Source organism: Cyclobacterium qasimii M12-11B (assembly GCF_000427295.1).
Classification (GTDB): Bacteria; Bacteroidota; Bacteroidia; order Cytophagales; family Cyclobacteriaceae; genus Cyclobacterium; species Cyclobacterium qasimii.
In genome coordinates this window covers 1-19,529 of the sequence record NZ_ATNM01000069.1, presented here as the reverse complement: position 1 = coordinate 19,529, position 19,529 = coordinate 1, and the positions used below count along the sequence as shown (strand labels likewise).

At 39.0% G+C, this 19,529-nt stretch carries 13 protein-coding genes and 2 pseudogenes; 6 read left to right on the top strand and 9 right to left on the bottom strand.

The window, feature by feature from the left end:
• Window positions 1-169: 169 nt before the first annotated feature.
• The 7 genes from ADICYQ_RS06965 to ADICYQ_RS06935 all read right to left on the bottom strand — a co-directional run bounded on the left by ADICYQ_RS06965 (window position 170) and on the right by ADICYQ_RS06935 (window position 9,962).
• Entirely contained in the window at window positions 170-2,503 is a 2,334-nt protein-coding gene (locus ADICYQ_RS06965) for an aminotransferase class III-fold pyridoxal phosphate-dependent enzyme (RefSeq protein ID WP_020892930.1), read from the bottom strand.
• 208 nt (window positions 2,504-2,711) lie between these two features.
• The gene (locus ADICYQ_RS06960) at window positions 2,712-5,216 is read right to left on the bottom strand and encodes a sodium:solute symporter (RefSeq protein WP_020892929.1); all 2,505 of its coding nucleotides are present in this window, start codon (window positions 5,214-5,216) and stop codon (window positions 2,712-2,714) included.
• A 5-nt stretch (window positions 5,217-5,221) separates the two neighbouring features.
• Window positions 5,222-5,587 carry a phytanoyl-CoA dioxygenase family protein gene (locus tag ADICYQ_RS29305; protein ID WP_262485365.1) on the bottom strand — a complete coding sequence of 122 codons (366 nt, stop codon included), beginning with the start codon at window positions 5,585-5,587 and terminating at the stop codon, window positions 5,222-5,224.
• Entirely contained in the window at window positions 5,536-5,952 is a 417-nt protein-coding gene (locus tag ADICYQ_RS29300) for a phytanoyl-CoA dioxygenase family protein (protein WP_020892927.1), read from the bottom strand. Before ADICYQ_RS29300 ends, ADICYQ_RS29305 begins: the two co-directional genes overlap by 52 nt.
• A gap of 16 nt (window positions 5,953-5,968) precedes the next feature.
• Complete coding sequence (locus tag ADICYQ_RS28345; RefSeq protein ID WP_020892926.1) at window positions 5,969-8,200, bottom strand: aminotransferase class III-fold pyridoxal phosphate-dependent enzyme; 2,232 nt, start codon at window positions 8,198-8,200, stop codon at window positions 5,969-5,971.
• A gap of 4 nt (window positions 8,201-8,204) precedes the next feature.
• Window positions 8,205-9,170 carry a 3-hydroxyacyl-CoA dehydrogenase family protein gene (locus ADICYQ_RS06940; protein WP_040414961.1) on the bottom strand — a complete coding sequence of 322 codons (966 nt, stop codon included), beginning with the start codon at window positions 9,168-9,170 and terminating at the stop codon, window positions 8,205-8,207.
• 600 nt (window positions 9,171-9,770) lie between these two features.
• Window positions 9,771-9,962 (bottom strand): CsbD family protein, encoded by a 192-nt coding sequence (locus ADICYQ_RS06935; protein WP_020892924.1) that lies wholly within the window; start codon window positions 9,960-9,962, stop codon window positions 9,771-9,773.
• Window positions 9,963-10,363: 401 nt separating this feature from the next.
• On the opposite strand from ADICYQ_RS06935, the gene ADICYQ_RS06930 reads away from it, so the two are divergent.
• Window positions 10,364-11,314: a tetratricopeptide repeat protein gene (locus tag ADICYQ_RS06930; RefSeq protein WP_020892921.1), complete on the top strand. Its 951-nt coding sequence runs from the start codon at window positions 10,364-10,366 to the stop codon at window positions 11,312-11,314.
• 333 nt (window positions 11,315-11,647) lie between these two features.
• On the opposite strand, the pseudogene ADICYQ_RS06925 reads toward ADICYQ_RS06930, so the two are convergent.
• Together ADICYQ_RS06925 and ADICYQ_RS06920 are read right to left on the bottom strand one after the other, a co-directional pair.
• A pseudogene (locus ADICYQ_RS06925) lies at window positions 11,648-13,910 on the bottom strand (aconitate hydratase).
• A gap of 162 nt (window positions 13,911-14,072) precedes the next feature.
• Entirely contained in the window at window positions 14,073-15,095 is a 1,023-nt protein-coding gene (locus ADICYQ_RS06920; RefSeq protein ID WP_020892918.1) for an acyl-CoA reductase, read from the bottom strand.
• Between the two features lie 219 nt (window positions 15,096-15,314).
• Between ADICYQ_RS06920 and ADICYQ_RS06915 the strand changes: the two genes are divergently transcribed.
• From ADICYQ_RS06915 to cas6, 5 genes and pseudogenes are all read left to right on the top strand, one after another.
• Window positions 15,315-15,662, top strand: coding sequence for a 4Fe-4S binding protein (locus ADICYQ_RS06915; RefSeq protein ID WP_020892917.1), 348 nt, complete (start codon window positions 15,315-15,317; stop codon window positions 15,660-15,662).
• A gap of 171 nt (window positions 15,663-15,833) precedes the next feature.
• Window positions 15,834-16,187 carry a DUF3276 family protein gene (locus ADICYQ_RS06910; RefSeq protein ID WP_020892916.1) on the top strand — a complete coding sequence of 118 codons (354 nt, stop codon included), beginning with the start codon at window positions 15,834-15,836 and terminating at the stop codon, window positions 16,185-16,187.
• A 141-nt stretch (window positions 16,188-16,328) separates the two neighbouring features.
• Entirely contained in the window at window positions 16,329-17,420 is a 1,092-nt protein-coding gene (locus ADICYQ_RS06905; protein WP_020892915.1) for an AI-2E family transporter, read from the top strand.
• 5 nt (window positions 17,421-17,425) lie between these two features.
• Window positions 17,426-18,522 (top strand): annotated as a pseudogene (ychF, locus tag ADICYQ_RS06900) (redox-regulated ATPase YchF).
• Between the two features lie 110 nt (window positions 18,523-18,632).
• A complete protein-coding gene (cas6, locus tag ADICYQ_RS06895; RefSeq protein ID WP_020892912.1) occupies window positions 18,633-19,526 on the top strand; it encodes a CRISPR-associated endoribonuclease Cas6 in 894 nt (297 codons plus the stop codon).
• The last annotated feature ends 3 nt before the right edge of the window (window positions 19,527-19,529 follow it).

Here is a 19,529-nt window from a genome sequence, read left to right as displayed (position 1 = left end):
GAACTACAATAGGTTTACAGTTTACGTCAAAATCCCCCTTTGTCCCCCTTTACAGAAGGGGGATTTTGTACTTTTCAGACTGACGATTTCGTCGCTGATTTTGAATTTTCTCAGTCTATTTTAATCTTAACAAAAGAGTATAAAATGTCAGTTTTTCGCAAATCCCCCCTTACAACAACCGAGAAAAGCCACTATGAGCCGTTTCTTCTTTGGGCCATTTATCAAAACTATTCTCCTTTATGACTACCCTTAGGTATCCAAAGGTTTCAGCCAAGGCTTGATGGTAAAGACCAATGATTTTTTCATTGTGTGCGAGAGTAGGGTAGAAAGCAGTGCCCGCAAGAAAACCTTTGGAAAGCATCTGTTGGGTGAAGATGGTTCTTAACATTTCACTTTCAGGATGGTCGAAACTAAAACTAGTCAAAGCGGGAAAACCTTTGACCTTTATAGGGAGGTTTTCATTTACAGCGGTTGTTTGCAGGATATGCTGAACTTGGCGGCCTGAATGCTTAATGGCCTTTTGAACATCCTGCTTTTCCATTTCTGCGATGGTAGCCAATGCGGCTACTGGACCCAAACTTTCTGTCCAATAGGTGCTACTGATGAAAGATCGATTTGCACCTTCCATGGCAGCCTTGGTTCCTATAATTGCCCCGGTGGGATAACCATTTCCTAGAGCTTTGGCAAAAACAGCCATGTCAGGTTTAATGCCATACTTCAAATGCATGCCTCCAAAATGCAAACGCCAACCCACAGTTATTTCATCCATGATCAGCACGATTCCGTTTTTCTTGGTAATGTCTCTAATGGCTTCCAAAAAGCCTGGTGCAGGATCTTCATACCTGCAGGGTTCCATAATGACCGCGGCCAAGTCAGGTTGTTGGTCAATGATTTCCTGAAAGGCCTCAAGGTCATTGAATTTAAACGGGAAGCTGGTATTTCTCAGTGCATCAGGAACACCATCGGGGCTTAATCCCGGAAGTAAGTGTCCCTTGAGTGCGTCATTTTCTCCCAGGTTTGCTGCCAGGTACCAATCCTGCCAGCCATGGTAGCCACAAAGTGCGATTTTATCCTTACCAGTAGTAGCTCTCGCGATTCTTACTGCTACTGCGCAAGCTTCTCCACCGCCTCTGACAAACCTGGCTTGTTCTGCCCAAGGATGAATCTCACAGAGTTTGTCCGCTAATGCTACCTCCTCAGGAGGGTTGAGGGAACACATATTCCCCAGGTTTACTTTTTTAATGATTGCCTTATTTATTTCGGGATGGGCATAACCCAAAATACAAGAACCCACAGCATTGGTGGAAAAGTCATAAAAGTGCTTCCCATCCAAATCCCAAATCTCACATCCTGAAGCCTTCTTAAAATAGGGTGGCCAATGAGTGGGAGCCATGTTCTCAGGCCTTTTGCTCAGTAGCTGTGTGCCTCCAGGGATTATGGTTTTTGCGTGTTTGTAATAGCTTTGGTTCGTTGGTGACGAATACTCATTTAATCCAAGTAAATGCATGGCATTTCCCCAAAAAATCAAATCTAAATCAGACTTATCCAAACCAAAATTATTGGCAGCTTCCTTCAAGGCGTTGAGGGACTCCAAGCCTACTAAGGTAGGCTTGCTCCATGCCTGGTCCCAATTGCAATTGTTTTCATCTAGCCAGATAAAGCCATTGCCTATGCTTACACATTTTCCTCGGATTTGTGAGACGGGGAAATCCGTCCCGAACATTAATTTTTCCGGACCGAAGTGTTTTAATATGGGCAGTATTGCCTGCATTTCGCAAATGCCTGACATGTCAAACCATATATTGGGAATGCTGTTTAGGAATTTTGCCCCTTCAGCATGTAAAGCATGAAAACTCCTTCCACAATGCGCAAGAATCAGTCTTACATTGGGGTATTTCAAGCAGAGCCTTCTAATGTCTTCGCAGTTTTGAGGATCAAGCAAGGCCTTGTCCTTCATGATATGCAACATGATTACCGCCCTATTTTCGTGTGCAGAAGCCCAGATGGGTTCCGGTAAAAAACCTGTAATGCCTGAATGAGGAGTTGGGGTTTCTGTGCTGTACACATGATAAGGTTTGAATCCGACCAGATTGGCATGGGAAAGTCCCAGCTCCAATTCCTTTTGGGAGGTTTCCGGTTTAACCAACATCAATCCTCTGGATAAGGTTGACTTTTCCAGTTCATCAAACAGGAATTGATTGGCAGCGGATAAATTAACGTAGGGCAAGGGGGCAGGGAAAAACAAGCCACCCAGGAGGGAGGCTTTTGGAAGCAATTGTTGGGTGTAATCTTCCCACTGTTCATGACCAGCTATCTCCGGCCCACTGTTCCAAAAACTGTTTTCAGGAGCATTTAAGTCTGCTTTTCTATACCAATGGGCATGAATGTCATAGAATTTCTCCGGTAGAAAGGAGGCCATTGCTTCTATTGCAGACAGGTCTTCAGGGCGCAATTGCCAGGGTTTATTGGTTTTTGATTTTTTCATAAATGAATTCTCACTCATAAATTAATTGATTCTATTGAACAATTTTAAATCAAAACAGGCAAAGGGCAACGTTCTTATGTAAAATTAGTGCCAGAAATTTTTAGGTTTCAGGAATACACCGATTTTTCATCGAATAAATTGAGAACCCTTTTTGCAGGTATAAACCGCCATAGACGATAATTGGTAGGAACTAAAGAGCTATCGGTTACCAAAACCAGTAAACCAGTTATTTTCTTTGGTCAATAATTTTTTTACTCCTCTTCTGCATGGTCTCCTGATTCCCTAAAAATTTATGGTCAATATAACTGAAGATTATTCCTGCTGCAATTCCTGAGAAAAGGGAAGCAGGAGTTATAAAGAGTACTTCTATGTCCATAAATTTGAAAAAGGCTACAGCTATGGCAATTCCTATACTTACCAAGCCTCCTAGAAAGACTCCTCTGGCAGTAGCAAAAGGAATAAATAAAGCCATGAAAAACAACACAAAAAGTGGAGAAACAAAAAGGTTTACCACCTTTACAACCACATCGTAAAGATTGCCTTCCACCCGACTAATCAGTAGACTTAAGGCAAGAGTAAAAATCCCCACAAATAATGAGAGTGTCCTTATTCTCTTGAGTTGATCTACCTTTTTTGGTTTTGATTTTCTTGAAAATCTTTTGATAAGATCTTCTGAGATTACGGAGGAGGTAGCACTTAATCCAGAGGACAAGCTAGACATAGCGGCGGCAAGGATTCCTGCAGCTACTAAGCCTGAAATCCCTACTGGGAGCCCTACTAAAATGAACTTTGGAAACAAGATGTCTGCTTGGGTTGAAACAGATTCATTAGTGGCTAAAAATTGGGGATTGTCCAGGAAATAAGCCAGTACGGCAAGTCCAACAAGTCCCAATAGAAACTGTGCTACAAATGAGGTGATTAGGGAAACTGCGAAAGTTTTTCTGGCTGTTTTGATGTTTTCTGTAGCAAGAAAACGCTGAATAGACATCTGATCAGAGCCTGATGAAGCGACATACCAAATGAGTGTCATTAGGATGGCATTCCCTATGCTCAAACGTTCTCTGGCATCAATGCCCCATTTGTATTCTCCCCAATGATCCAGCCATTGTGTCGGTATCCATGAGGTAGCTGATCCAAAATAAATACTTATCAAAACAATGGTTAGCAAGGCACCTCCCAGCAAAACGCAAGATTGTATCACGTCTGTAAACACCACAGCCTTCAAACCACCCATGGTAGTATAAATAATGGTTACCCCTATTAAAATTATGCTTATCCAAAGTATGTTTGAGGTGGTGTCTTCAAAGCCAAAAATTGAGATGATTGCTGTATTTACTGTGATGAAAATAATGGTTCCCATCCAGAGAAAACGCAGGGATAAAAAGAAAAACGTAGCCAATAAACGTATACTTACACCAAGGTTTATCTCTAGAATTTCATAAGCAGAGGTTACCTTTAATTTCATAAATCGTGGAATTAGGAACCAGCCTACGATATAATAAATTAGAGGAAAAGCCAATACACCAGAGAAGATCACGGGGCCGTATTTGATCATTTCACCAGGATAGGAGAGGTAGCTTAACGAACTAAGCAAAGTGGCAAAAAGCGATAAACCAACGGCTATAGGATTCATTTTGCCGCCACCCAATAAAAAATCTTTTTCGTTCTTGTTCTTCTTTGAAAAGACATACCCAATCACCATCATCCCCACCATATAAATTAGAACGATTACCCAATCTATTGCCGACAATTGATGGGTTGTTTGCTCCATTTGTAGCAAAGAAAAAGCGGCTGTCGCCATAACATCAGCATTTGCAGCAGAGGTTTCAGCATTGATCTCTGTTCCTAAGGGATTGTCGTTGTGAAGAAAGCCCAGCAATATGGATTGGTGGGACCAATCTCCTTTGTGTGCGATCGCTAAAGCCAGCGCCATTCTATCCCCTTTATTGTCGGACTGCTGTAGGGCAAGTATTAAATCTTCAATTATTTTATAAGAGTCGGATTTTTGATGTTCAGGTCCAGCCCAATAGTAAGCGGCGGTAAGCAAGTAAACTTTAGCAATCGAAGTGCCAGGCTCATCCAGTGCCTTTGTTGCCAGGGATTCCCATTTATCTTCCGGAATATTCCCTTCCATTTGCAAGGCATAGGCAGCTTGAAGTCTGGGGATTTCTTCCCGGATACCTAAGATCAAGGCATCTAACATTGGGTTGTTGGTTTTCTCTTGTCCTTGCATGCTGGCCCAAAGGGTATATACCCATAGGCTCCCTTTTTCGCCTTGAAGGATTTCGTCAGTGGTTGCTTTCGCCAAGGAGCTAACAGGTACTCCTAATTTGGCTAGTGTTTCAGCAGCATGAATCCGATCTGTTGCTTCAGTATCTTTGAAAACACCTATGATCTTATCGATGTATAGCTGTCTTTCATTCTCTGTAGGAGCGGATTTGGCCAAAACTCTCCATATTCCGATTCTATACGGTGACTGATCTTCAAATAGAGAAAGCTGCTCTAAAAATGTTTCATAAACTCCCTCGGAAAGGCCTACTTGTAACTTGTACTCGGCAGCATGGACTTTTACCCATTGTTCTTCCTCATGCATCACCTTGTCTAGCACTTCATAAGAAAGGGTTTTATTCTCTTCAGTGAGGACATTGCTTTTTTCTCCACAAGAAAAAAAGACAATTGAAGTAATAAAAAGGAAACTAAAAGAAGCAAATTTTCTGAGGGAAGAATTCATTAATCTTATTTATTTAAGGAGGCTGTATAAGCTTTTTTAGCAACGAGGTCTTCTTTGGCAGAGGCACCGAAATAAATCAATCCCATTGCTTTTCTACTTCTATCCAAACTGCTATTTGGAGCGGCTCTATGGATGGTAAGGGCATGATGGACCAAGACATCTCCCGGTTTTGTTGCGATGAATTCTTCATTTTCTAAATCTGAAGCTGTTCCAAAATCAACAATCTCTTGAGAAAACCCTATTGTTCCAGATTTTCCGTGTGCTCTTACCCCATTTAAATGAGAGCCTTTAACATAGCTCACCCAACCATTATCCTTATCTACTTCTTCCAAAGCAACCCAAAAGGTGACTGCAGACATTGGGTCCAACATAAAATAGTATCCATCCTGGTGTGGGGGAGTGGCTTTTCCGATCTTGGCCGGTTTATTAAAAATTCAACTGTTTTTCCCACAACAGGCTCCCCAAGAAGTTCAGTAGCTAGCGCAGAAAATTTACTATCGAAAAGCGTTTTTTTGAAAAAGGCGTCGTAAACATGAAGGTCCTGGATCATTTTAATACCTTCTTTATTAACTGAGTCTTCGTACTTTATATGCCCTGATGGAATATCCTGTAATCTCCCATCTATAATTTCATCCAACTTGGATTGAATATCGGCTATTTCAGAGCTGCTTAAAAATTCTGGAAAATACAGGAAGCCTTCTTTATTGAATTTCTCTATACAATTTGATCCTTTCATAAGCTTGTCTTTTACATTATGGGTTGGCTTGTTGTGGGTTATTCTCACTTTCAAATGGATACCTTTCCATAAGTGTTTTGATTTTTTTATTGAATTTCAAAAAATCTTCCTCAAAAGTTTCAGCTTCATTTTTTGAATAAGAATAGAAGCCCTCATCATTTTCCATACCTGATTTGCCCTCACTTATCTTAGAAGCCAAAAGTTTGGAGGGCGCGTTTTCTCGTGAAAGTTCTGGGTTGAGGTCTTTCATTACCACGCCATAAATAAATGTCCCCATTAAATCCATGTACCTGAAATTACCGGCAAAAGGCAAATAATAGCCTGGATCATTTCTACATGCTCTATCGATATCTATTGGTTCAGCATAACCGTTGTCGATTAAATAAAAAGACTCTCTGGCCATGGCTGCCAATAACCTACTTCTTATCCCTTTGCCATTTTTCAACAAGTAAGGATCTTTTCCCCAACTTTCCTTCGCCAATTTCATCAGTGCGACTACCGGATCAGTCTTCGTTTGACTGTTGGTGATCACTTCCAGGAAGAAGGTTTGGTGAGCAGGATACACCCAATTGAGTACTATGAGGTCCTCCGGGTTTGGAAATACTTCTTGTAAATCTTCCAAGGGATAGCTTTCCGAATTAATAGCAATAAGGGTATCGGTAGAAACATTTTGAGCTATTTTACCCAGCACTTCTTTTTTTAGATCGATATTTTCGGAGGTATTTGCAATTATTAAGTCTGCAGACTTAAGGGTTGACCACTCTTGATCCTGACTAATCAAGGGATGCGTATCAAGTGCTATTGATAAGGCTGTCTTGGTTAGTTTGTTTCCAATAAGGGAAACCTTATGTCCGGAATTGCCCAGACATAAGGCAATTCCGGAAAGGTCTTTTCCTTCACCCACTAAACAGATTTGTTTTTCTGATGGGGTCATTTTATTTTCATTCATCTGTGTCAGCACTTTTTCTACACTTTTTAATGCATGTAGAATGTCATCTTCAGTATGGATGGCAGAAAGGTACCAAAGGCCTCTACCAATTACGCGGACACCATCGTTGTGCAAGCCAGCAATGAATTGACCTAGTTTGGCCTTGTCTAGTTTTAGCACATCTCTAAATTCATTTAGTCCTTCGCCATCTGAGAATCCAGTATGGATGATCGGACCTATTCCTGAGACAATCATGTTATGCCCAGTCTTTTTAGCAAGCTCTCTTAGACCTGCACGAAGTTGATCGCCAAGTTCAAACATTTTGGCATAAGGGTTTTCCCTTTCTAGGAAAGATACTGTGGCCATGGCCGCTGCTACCGTTGGGTTTGCAGTGTTCATGGTTCCTGCATGGATTACTCTGGCAGAAGAAATTTCTTCTATCCATTCTTTCTTACCGACAATGGCACTGATAGGATATCCACTGCCTATTGCTTTTGCAAATATGGACATGTCTGGCGTAATGCCGAAGAAGGTTTGAGCACCACCTAGACCAATTCTAAAGCCAGTAATAACTTCATCAAAAATCAGGGCTATGTTGTATTCGTCACATAAATCCCTTAGGCCTTGGAGGTAACCTTCATTGGGAAGAATACAACCATTATTGCACATGATAGGCTCTGTGATAATGGCAGCTATTTCATGGTGACTTTCAGCCAGTTTAGCTTTTACCAATTCCAAATCGTTCCAGGGAAGTAAGTGGAATTCATTTATTGAATCAGGAGGTAAGCCTTGGCTCCAAGGGTTAGGACTTGGCACAGCTCTAGGCCCTAAAGCTTCTGGAGATGGCGTAGAAATGCCATAGCAGACATTGTCTAACCAACCATGGTAATGGCCTTCAAATCTTAAAAATTTGCTTTTCCCGGTTTTTGACCTTGCTACTCTGAAAGCAGTTTGAACGGCTTCTGATCCATCCAGGCAAAAACGCATCATCTCAGCTGAAGGGATCAGCTCCTGAAGTTTTTCTGCCAATTCAAGTTCCATGATATGTTGACCGGCAAACAATTGCCCTTTGGCCGAATAATCATTGACTGCTTTTAAAACTTCTGGGTGGGAATGTCCTAAAATCAATGGTCCTTGACTTAAGGTGAAATCCCTGTATTCATTTCCGTCTACATCATAAATACGGCTGCCACTTCCATGGCTGTAAAATAAGGCATGGGGATGATTGTATTTTCTAAATTCAGAGGATACTCCTCCTGCCAACACTTTTTTTGCCCTAGCTAGTAGGTCTGCGGATTTTTGGTACTTTTCGTTATTCATTTTTCTAATTATTAATTTCTGGATATTGTGCAGCCAATTGGAAAATTTCGTGATTAAAGTTTTTAAAATCCTCTTCCCATTTGACCGCTTCTTCTTTGGTATAGCAATATAATCCTTTGCCGTTGTTTACTCCTTTTCCTTTTTCAATTACGATCTTTTGCATTGTAGGAGGAACAGTTTGGGAATTGTTGAGCTGAGGAAATAAATTCTCAAAGATTTCTTTATAATCAGTAAGCCCCATTTGATCCATTCTTTTGAATAGCCCCATATAGGTCATCCAAGAGCCTGGGTCATACCTGAAAGCCTTGTCGATGTCATCCATTGATGCCTCGCCATTCTCTAAAATAGCAAACATTTCACGGTAAACGGCATATAGCATTCTGTTTGTAACGAAGCCTCGAATATCTTTCTTAAGGTAAGTTGGTTCCTTGTTCCATGTGTACGCCAATTCGAGTACCCATTTGGCTATCTCTTCATCTGTTTCCTCACCTTTTGTGACTTCCAAAAAACGCGTCATATAGGCTGGTTCGGCCCAATGAATGCCAATGAATCGTGAAGGAAGGCTTACATTTTCCTGAAGAGTGCTAATGGGGATAGCTGAAGTATTGGTAGCGATGACAGTGGAGCTCTCGGTGTTCTGTGTTATTTTCTTATAAACTTCTGTCTTTATGGCAATCACTTCTGTGACGCATTCTTGAACCAAAAGGCAATTTCTTAGATCTTCATAATTCTCTGAAAGGTGTAGCCTTTCTAAGTATTTACTTACATCCTCTTTTAATAGCCCTGCTTCGGAGGCATGATTCAATTGACTTTGAATTCGATCCAATGCTCCATCCATGTCCGCTGGGAGTGGTGCAATTCCAATTACCTTATGGCCACTTACTAATAGCGAGACCAGGATACTTGTTCCCATTAATCCAAGCCCTACTACACCTATTTCTATGGTTGAAGAATCGTTTTTAACTTTCAATGGTTTTTTGTCGGTTGTTTTAGAATTACCAAAATGAAGCAAGTATTTATTTTCGTGGTTAAAGACAAGCTAACATTCAAATTTATTATTGATCTGTAAAAGTTGCTATTATTATTATGTGTAAAAGTGATACTATTTTTTATACGGTGAATTATTTGAAGTTTATTGATCAAAATGTTTGTGGCTTTCTGGTGAATTCCCTGCATTATTGAAAATCATTGTCAAATAAAAAGCATGATCAACAGAATGTTAATCTGAAAATAGGCGATTAAATCCCTGTATTTGTGCTTAGATTAAAAAAGGAGGGTGATTTGACCTATGAATGCTTAATTAAAAAAATAACCACTACTTATCTCCTGAAAAATCTTGTTAGTTTGATCTTGTGTTGATTACATCGTTTCAAAAATAGGCTTGATTGCGCTGGTAATTTGTTGGTGCCAAAAATAAACCTGAACCATAAAGAGTAAGCTGAATTGGCTGCGCTCCTTGTAAGAAAATGCTGGATAGGGTGGGGATTTATGAAAATATAGCGGCTCCTATTTCGAATTTCACATAAAAAAAGCCCGATAACCAAGTCATCGGGCTTTATAATATATTTCTCTATTTTTCAGAGAATAAAATCTTTTTAAGATTTTCCTGAGTTTCACCAGTTCTTTTTTGAAGTTTACCCAATAATTGGTCTTCCTGGCCCTCGGCATAAACTAAATCATCATCGGTGAGTTCACCATATTTTGCTTTTAGTTTTCCTTTTAATTCGTTCCATTCTCCTTTAAGCTTTAATTTAGATGGCATAATAATGTTGGTTTAAGTTAAAATAAATTAGTATTCTTTATTACTTAGTATAATAGCAATAACTATTCCAGAAAATAATAGGTTATAAAAAATGCGTTATTGAAATATTGATTACAATTCTAATTTAATCTTTAATTATTATCAGAATTCGATTAACGTCTCCTTGGGAGGGTATAAAAGAATACATTTGATTTTTTAAACGATAGCTGCGGACTTTCATTTGGAGCCAAACGCATTATCGTTGGCACAGCAATAGCATTTGCAAATAGGCCTGGTTTAGGATAGGTTTTGCGATTTAGGACTTTAGGCAAAGACAAAATGAACTTCAATTCTCAAGGGAGCACTAAATCCTTGAGTTATTTGTTTGAGGGGAAATTGATAAAAGTTAATTTAGCATTCAGATGAAGAAAAGTAAATTATTTTGGTTAAGCTTTGGACTTGTATTGTCCATTGCCATGTCTTGCACCTCAAATATTGATAAAAAGGGGAGATTTTTATTGAAGGGGAACAATGAGTTAAAGGAGGGGAACCTGAAAGGAGCCATTACTTATTATGATGAAGCTTTAGCAATTGACCCGCAATTTAAGGATGCATTTTTTAACCGGGGTATGGCCAATTATCAACAAGCCAAATTAATAGAGGCCATTTCAGACTTTTCAGAGGCTATCAATATTGACAATACCTATGTTCCTGCTTTGACTCAAAGAGCCATCGCTCATCTTGATTTTGGAGAAAACTATAAGGCATTGGAAGATACCAAGGCCTTGCTACAAATAAATGAGGAAGATGGTCAGGCTTATTTTATTCGAGGTTTGGTACAAACAGAAATGAAGTCCTATGACGAGGCATTAAATGCTTTTAATAAGGCTATCCAATTTTCTCCTGATAATGCGGAGTTGTACATCAATAGTGCTACCGTGCACTATTACAGGAATGACCTTGATGCTGCTGTTGTAGATCTTGAAAAAGCCATGGAATTGAATCCCAGGGAGAGTAAGTTGCATAATCTTTGGTCCTTGATCCACTTTGAAAATGGAGACTACCAAAAAGCCCTTGAATCCGTAGAAGAAGCCATAAACCTTGACAAAGACCATTCTTATTACTACAACAACAGAGGTCTTTACAAGTTATACCTTGATAAACCAGATGATGCGTTGGAAGATATCAATTATAGCTTAAAACAAAACACGAAAAACTATTACGCCATAAGAAATAAGGGAATCTATTACTTCAAGAAAGGCGAAATGTCTTTGGCGAGTAAATTTTTAAATGAGGCCTACAAAGCTGATCCTGAAATGCCACTGCTTTCAGAATACCTGCCTCAATTGGATTCTGAGGCTACCCAGAAATAGGGGGTTAGTTGCTTAGTCATGAATTAGGGATTGAATCTTCTTTATCGTATTGTCAGCATTTCCCGATCTGATGCTTTTGAAATACCCAAAAGATAATCTTATTGGAGGCTAAAATCTATGAACAGATTGATCTTATTCAGGTTACAATATTTTCTCTGAAGAAAAATCAGGATAGGCTATCACGAATCCTTCTGAAAATCTGGATTAGTTTATTAAATCTATTTGCTATAAAAAGGGGAAGGCCACAAAATTAATTGTAGCCTTCCCTTTATTATGAACATGCTGGTTAGTTATAACCAGAAAAAGTGATTCTAACTCACGTTAAGCTTTTGCCTAAATAAGACCTTCCTTAACAAGATTCAATGCAGAACCAGCTTTGAACCATTTGATTTGGCCTTCATTGTAGGTATGGTTTACAGTTATTTTGTCTACACTGCCATCCTTGTGATTAAGTACCACAGTCAAAGGTTTGCCTGGTGCAAAACTATCCAATCCAACAATGTCAATACTGTCGTCTTCCTGAACCAAATCGTAATCCTGAGGATTAGCGAAAGTCAAGCCTAACATACCTTGTTTTTTCAAGTTAGTTTCATGTATTCTAGCAAAAGATTTTACTATAATAGCACGTACTCCCAAGAATCTAGGCTCCATAGCTGCATGTTCTCTAGAAGAACCTTCACCATAGTTTTCGTCACCTACTACTACTGTACCAATATTATGTAATTTATATTGACGTTGTACAGCTGGAACCTCTCCATAACTACCATCCAACTGGTTTTTCACCTTATTGGAAGTTTCGTTGTAGAAGTTGATGGCACCGATTAAAAGGTTGTTTGAAATATTGTCAAGGTGTCCACGGTATCTTAACCATGGGCCAGCCATAGAAATATGATCCGTTGTACATTTACCCTTGGCTTTTATTAAGAGTTTAAGCCCTTTCAAGTCTGTTCCTTCCCATGCTTTGAAAGGCTCTAATAATTGTAGTCGCTCAGAATCAGAAGCTACTTTTACTTCTACCTTAGATCCGTCTTCCGCTGGGGCCAAATAGCCGGCGTCTTCAACAGCAAAACCTTTTGCAGGAAGTTCAAGTCCTGCAGGCTCGTCCAATCTAACTTGCTCACCATCTTCGTTGGTAAGGGTGTCTGTCATTGGGTTGAAGGTAAGATTACCTGCAATTGCCAAAGCAGTAACTACTTCAGGGGATGCTACAAAAGAGTGCGTATTTGGGTTTCCATCAGCTCTTTTTGCAAAGTTTCTGTTAAAAGAGGTAATGATAGAATTTCTTTCTTGTTTTTCAGCTCCATGTCTTGCCCATTGGCCAATACATGGACCACAAGCGTTGGCCAAAACCACACCGCCCATATTCTCAAATATTTTGAGGTATCCATCTCTATCGACAGTGAATCTCACTTGTTCAGAACCTGGAGTAATGGTATATTCTGATTTGGCTTTTAGTTTTTATCTACTGCCTGTTGGGCAAGAGAAGCAGCTCTTGAAATGTCTTCATAAGAAGAATTAGTACAAGAACCGATAAGTCCAACTTCCAATTTTTCTGGCCAATTGTTTCTTTTACTGCTGCAGCAAATTTAGATAGAGGCCAAGCAAGATCTGGCGTAAAAGGACCATTGATATGTGGTTCCAACTCAGAAAGATTAAGCTCAATAACTTCGTCGAAGTATTTTTCAGGAGAAGCATAAACTTCTTCATCACCTGTCAAATATTCTTTGATGCCATTTGCTAGATCTGCAATTTCAGCTCTTGAAGTACCTCTCAAATAAGCTTCAGATTTTTCATCATAACCAAAGATGGAAGTAGTTGCTCCAATTTCAGCACCCATATTACAAATGGTGCCTTTTCCTGTGGCTGATAAAGAGCGAGCTCCTTCTCCAAAATATTCAACTATACAACCGGTACCACCTTTTACGGTAAGAATACCTGCTACTTTTAGGATTACATCCTTAGCAGAAGTCCATCCGGACAATTTACCGGTAAGTTTCACACCAATCAATTTCGGGAATTTCAACTCCCATGGTAAGCCAGCCATTACGTCACAAGCATCTGCTCCACCGACACCAATAGCTACCATTCCCAAACCACCTGCATTAGGTGTGTGTGAATCTGTTCCGATCATCATACCTCCTGGGAAGGCATAATTTTCTAAAACTACCTGGTGGATAATTCCAGCTCCAGGTTTCCAAAATCCAAGACCATACTTGTTGGAGACAGAAGAAAGAAAGTCATAAACCTCTTTATTTTTGTCTTTTGCTTTCGCTAAATCGATAGAAGCTCCAACTTCAGCCTGAATAAGGTGGTCACAGTGAACAGTAGAAGGTACTGCTACTTTAGATTTGCCAGCCTGCATAAATTGCAACAAAGCCATTTGGGCTGTCGCATCTTGCATGGCTACCCTGTCGGGTTTAAAATCAACATAAGATACGCCTCTTTCATGCCCTTGGGTTGGCTCGCCTTCAGAGAGATGGGCATAAAGGATTTTTTCTGTTAAGGTAAGTGGTTTACCCACAACTTTTCTGGCGGCAGCTATACGCTGAGGAAACTCAGCATACAACGACTTAATCATATCTATATCAAAAACCATTAATAATGAAGTTATATTGTTGTTTGATGAAAATTCAATAGGGCGAAAAGATACTAAATTCAATAATTAATTGAACATGATGCTTGTTATTATATGCTTATTTATAAAGGATTTAAAAACAAAATTTAGTTGAAATAGACGGATTAAGCAGTTTTTCTCAAGCTATTCCAGTTCCAAAAGGAAATTTAAGGTGTCTACTTTGTCCGCATATTCATAAACTTCAGGGCTCTGTGCGGTACCCAGGGGGATGCTTCCTTCAAACCAGGCCCCTTTAGAAACGACGCATTGAACCTTGTCTTCTAAAGTGCTTAGATTCTCCTTCAGGGAATCAAGGGATTCATAGATCTCGTAGTAGATCACAGAAATTGGTGAAACCAAATCCTTGGCTTCTACCAATAATAAATGCCCATTGTCAAAATGAGGAACCCTATTGATAAGGTACTTGGACTTGTTGTACTCGTAATTATTGAAGTATTTGTGGTGCTGCAATGCCTCATTTATTTTCTCCATGGCTTTCATGAAGTCCTGAACCTGAGAAAGGTGACTAAAAAATACTTTTGATACATTCCTACAACCCAGGCCATAATAAGTGAAAATATCTGTGGCTAGCAATTCCAAATCTTCTTCAGATTCCTCCCCATTGATCACAGCAACGGAGGTTCTGTTTTTGCGGATTATATGGGGATACTTACCAAAGTAATAGTCGAAATACCTGGCAGAATTATCGCTTCCTGTAGCAATATAAGCATCCATATCTCTCAGTCGCTCTTCGAATGAAATGGTTTCAGCCAATTCTGGAGACAATGCTTTCAACTGTTCTACTAGCCAAGGGATCAGTATACTGTCGGAAGAGCCCAACTTTATTCGAGCATTATGACCAGCCACCAGGGTGCAAAGCAAATCATGAAAGCCAACGCCGGGGATATTACCAGCCATGATAATGCCTATATTCCTGGATGCATTGGTTTCTCTGTTCTCGAAATTGTAGGGCTTGATCCAATTTTTTAATTGCTCATTGGAGAGGTACCTGCCTATTCCTTTAAGGGCTAAAGCGGATTGCTTTGGCGTAAACCAATTGTTATGATTTTGCATTCTATCGAACAACTCCGCTTTTTCTTCATCGGCTAAATGAAGCAGGCGATCACCCAGTGCAGCAAGTAGGGTTAGTCTTTGATTTACATCCATAATTGTGAGAATATAGTAGAAGGTCTTTTTAAGACCCTATCATTTGGTGAACTTTGGCCCAAATATAATTATTAGTGAGCAAAGCTAATGGATAATTGAAATCAAATAGTTAGTGCAACAAATAATGTCTATGAGATATTTTTTGAAAGGAGAATCATTTTGCTTGTGAGATTGTGAATTGGTTAGTAGTTTTGTGCTCGAACAAAAATAAGAAGCACAATGGCAATAATGATAACGGACGAATGCATCAACTGTGGTGCATGTGAACCAGAATGCCCTAATACCGCCATTTATGAAGGGGGAATAGAATGGACTTGGGGTGGAGGTACTGAGTTGAATCAGGTAACCCAAGAAGATGGCGCAGTAGTGGCTGGTGATGAAAAACAAGAGCCTGTCTCTGATGAGTTTTATTATATAGTAACTCAAAAGTGTACAGAATGTACTGGTTTTCACGAGGAACCTCAATGCGCTGCGGTCTGTCCAGTAGACTGTTGTATAGATGATCCTGACCACAGAGAGACAGAAGAAGAACTAATTGCTAAGAAAGAGTTTCTTCACGGTGAATAATTTAGTGTAAAGAGGATCAATATTTTGTAGTCACAAAATTGTCTTTTCCAATAGGTATTTTGAAGAATATCACATATTTTGAGAAAAAAAAACATCAATAACTTGAATTTGATATTTGAATTGATTTAACTTGGCATTAAATTGATTTTTGAAAAAATAAATATTTGGATAGTGGAAGATAATAAAGATTACGAAAGAGATGAGATTTTCACCAAAAGGGTAAAAGCAGGTAAGAGAACCTATTTTTTTGATGTTAAGGCTACCCGGTCCAATGACTACTATTTGACCATAACAGAGAGCAAGAGGAAGATCAAGGATGATAATTTCTACTATGAAAAGCACAAAATATTCTTGTATAAAGAGGATTTTGGGAAGTTTGTAGAAGCACTTCAAGAGGCTGTAGGCCACGTGAAAAATGATTTGATGCCAGATTTTGACTTTTCTCAGTTTGATGCTGAACCTGAAACTACCGAATCAACCAATGAAAATAACAACAAATTTGGTGAAGACTTAAAATGGGATTAATACTTTAAGCAGCTGCTATTCTAATCAGAACTTTGCTATAATATTTAATTCAAAAGATATATAAATCGAACCTTGGAAATGTTTTTCCCCTATTAGTGGAAAGCATGGTACAGGGTTCGATTTTTTTGTTATTTTTGATCCATGCTAAAAGTTATATTAACGGCTATAGTTGCTACCATGCTCGTTTTCGTGTTTGGATGGTATTTTTCCAATATTAGCCTATATTTTATATTTTCTCTTGTAATTGCCGCAGCCCTTCGGCCGCTCACCAATAAAATCAATAATTTGTACATAATGGGGCAGCATATTCCCCGTGCGATGGCAATTCTTTTGTCTTTTTTAGCCATTATTTCAGTGGTTTCTTTATTGGTATTGTTGTTTATTCCACTATTTCGATCTCAGGTCGAGTTGTTAAAAGCTTTGGATGTCAACTACCTATACGATCAGATTCAACGACCCATTGACAACCTGGAAGCAATACTTATTCAGTTAAATCTTATCGATAATGAGCCTGGTTACCTGATAAAACATGTGAAAGAAAGCCTGCTTAAGAGTGTCAATGGGATGAATTTCCAGGGATTTATCAATGGCGTAATTTCTACTACAAGTAGTTTCTTTATAAGTATACTGGCCATAGGTTTTATTACTTTTTTCTTACTGTTGGAAAATGGACTGCTACGAAGAAATATTTTGAATTTCATTCCGAATAAATATTTTGAGCTGTCTGTGGCTACTTTTCACAAAGTGGAAAGACTATTGTCCAATTACCTAGTAGGATTATTGATACAGATGTCGGTTATTTTCACGATTGCATCCGTCGGCTTATCGATAGTGAATATAGAATATGCAATGACAATTGCAGTTTTTGCAGCAGTAGCCAACCTTATTCCTTATGCAGGACCAATTTTAGGTGCCACTTTCGGCGTATTGGTTGGGCTTTCAACAGGGGAGTTTAGTACCGCAAATGAAGTATACTTGTTTCTATTTAAGATATTGACAGTGTTTTCTGTGGTGCAGGTAAGTGATAATGTGATCTTACAGCCATTTATTTTTTCTAAATCAGTAAAAGCTCACCCTCTTGAAATTTTTGTTATTATCTTTGTGGGGGCAAAAATTGCCGGTGTATTGGGTATGATTTTCGCGATACCAGTTTATACTATATTTAGGGTTTCTATAAAGGAATTTTACAAAGGGTATAGAGAATACAGGATATTTAGAATAGATAAGATTTAACATTCATGGGAGTTAAGTGTGGAATTGTAGGCTTGCCAAATGTAGGGAAGTCAACATTATTTAATGCCTTGTCAAGTGCAAAGGCTGAAGCGGCAAATTTTCCTTTTGTACCATCGAACCCAATGTGGGTGTCGTAACAGTGCCGGATAAGCGTTTACAAATCTTGGAAGGTTTGGTGAATCCACAAAGAGTACTTCCGACAGTAATCGAATTTGTAGATATAGCTGGATTAGTAAAGGGTGCCAGTAAGGGAGAAGGTTTAGGAAATAAGTTTTTGGGCAATATAAGGGAGGTTGATGCGATAATACACGTGGTCAGATGCTTTGATGATCCCAATGTAGTACACGTAGCAGGTGGAGTGGATCCCCTTTTTGACAAAGAAGTCATTGATACTGAGTTGCAATTAAAAGACATTGAGTCAGTTGATAAAAAACTACTTAGGATTGAGAAAGTTGCAAAGAGTGGAGACGCCAAAGCCAGAAAAGCCGTTGAAAGTTTACAGAAATTTAAAGAAGGTTTAAAGGAAGGTAAGAATGCCAGGGCCATAGAAGCTGATGAAGACGATCTGAAAGCCATTGCTGACATTCATTTATTGACAATTAAGCCTGTATTGTATGTTGCCAATGTAGATGAAGGAAGTATTAAGGAAGGTAATGCGCATGTCGACAGACTCAAGGAAGAAGTAGCCAATGAAAATGCTGATGTGATCCTTTTATGTGCAGCATTGGAAGAGCAAATTGCCGAATTTGAGGAACCCGAAGAAAAAGAAATGTTCTTAGGAGAGTATGGTCTTGAGGAAAGTGGTTTGAACAGATTGATTGCTGGCGCCTATAAATTATTGAATTTAATTACCTATTTCACAGCTGGAGTTCAGGAAGTGAGAGCCTGGACGATCACTAGAGGTTGGAAAGCCCCAGCAGCTGCAGGTGTTATACATACTGATTTTGAGAAAGGGTTCATCAAAGCAGAGGTTATAAAACTAAAAGATTTTGAGGCGTTCAAAACTGAAGCAATTTGCCGTGAAAACGGGAAAATTGCAGTTGAAGGTAAAGAATATGTAGTTTGTGACGGGGACATCATGCATTTTAGGTTCAATGTGTAAATTAATTGAAATATTATTATTAAGTTTGTTGCAACTTATTTATTCAAATGTCAGTTAGTCCTGATAGTACGATGAAATAAATTTTTGTTCAACTTTTCATTTTTATAGTCGTGAGAATTAGATTAATATTTTCCTTAAAGAACAAAGGTGCTTACTTACCCTTTCACCATCAGTACATCTTAGCGCAGTTTCTCAAAGGCCTGATCGTTAAAGGAGGCCAGGAAGAGTTTTTTAACTACAATTTCTTCAACTTTTCAGGTTTAAAAGGCCAAACAAAAGTTAGTAGGAGTGGGTTGCATTATTATTCCAGCTTGGTTACACTTGTTGTCTCAGCTCCTGATGAACCTTTCATAGAGTATCTATTGAAGCAGGTCTTCAAAACCCCGAAAATTGAATTGGGGAATTTGATATTGTCGCCTGAATATACTGAGAAAGAAATTGAGCCACCTTTAGAGACATCCAATAAATTTGTATGTATCTCCCCATTGGTTTTGCTTACTCCCACATTTGATGACGAGTCAGGTAAAAGGTTTATCAACCCTGATACGGATGAGTTTTCAGATCTTTTGTATGAGTCAACACTCACACGAATGGAGAAATCTGGATGGTATGACCAAGAACAAATGGAATCCTTTTATAAATTCCAGGTGGTTCCTGACATGAATTATGTCAATAAACTTCGAGAACAACAGAAAAAGTTCGCAAGAATATACTCTGTTTATGACATGGATGTGAAGTATGAAGTAAGAGGCTATACCTTGCCTTTCACCTTATATGCTGCCAAGGAAGTTCAGGAATTTGTATTTAAGTGTGGGCTAGGAGCCTTTACACACAAAGGTTTTGGAATGCTTGATCTGGCGAACAATATGCCAAGCCAGCGAACAGAACCTTATAAATTTAAAAGAGAGGGTTTTGTGCCTTACAGAGCACAAACTCACGAACCTCGTAAAAACGACGAAAGAGCGGAGAATGAGGATGAAAAACCTGAAGAAGGAAACGATTAAAAA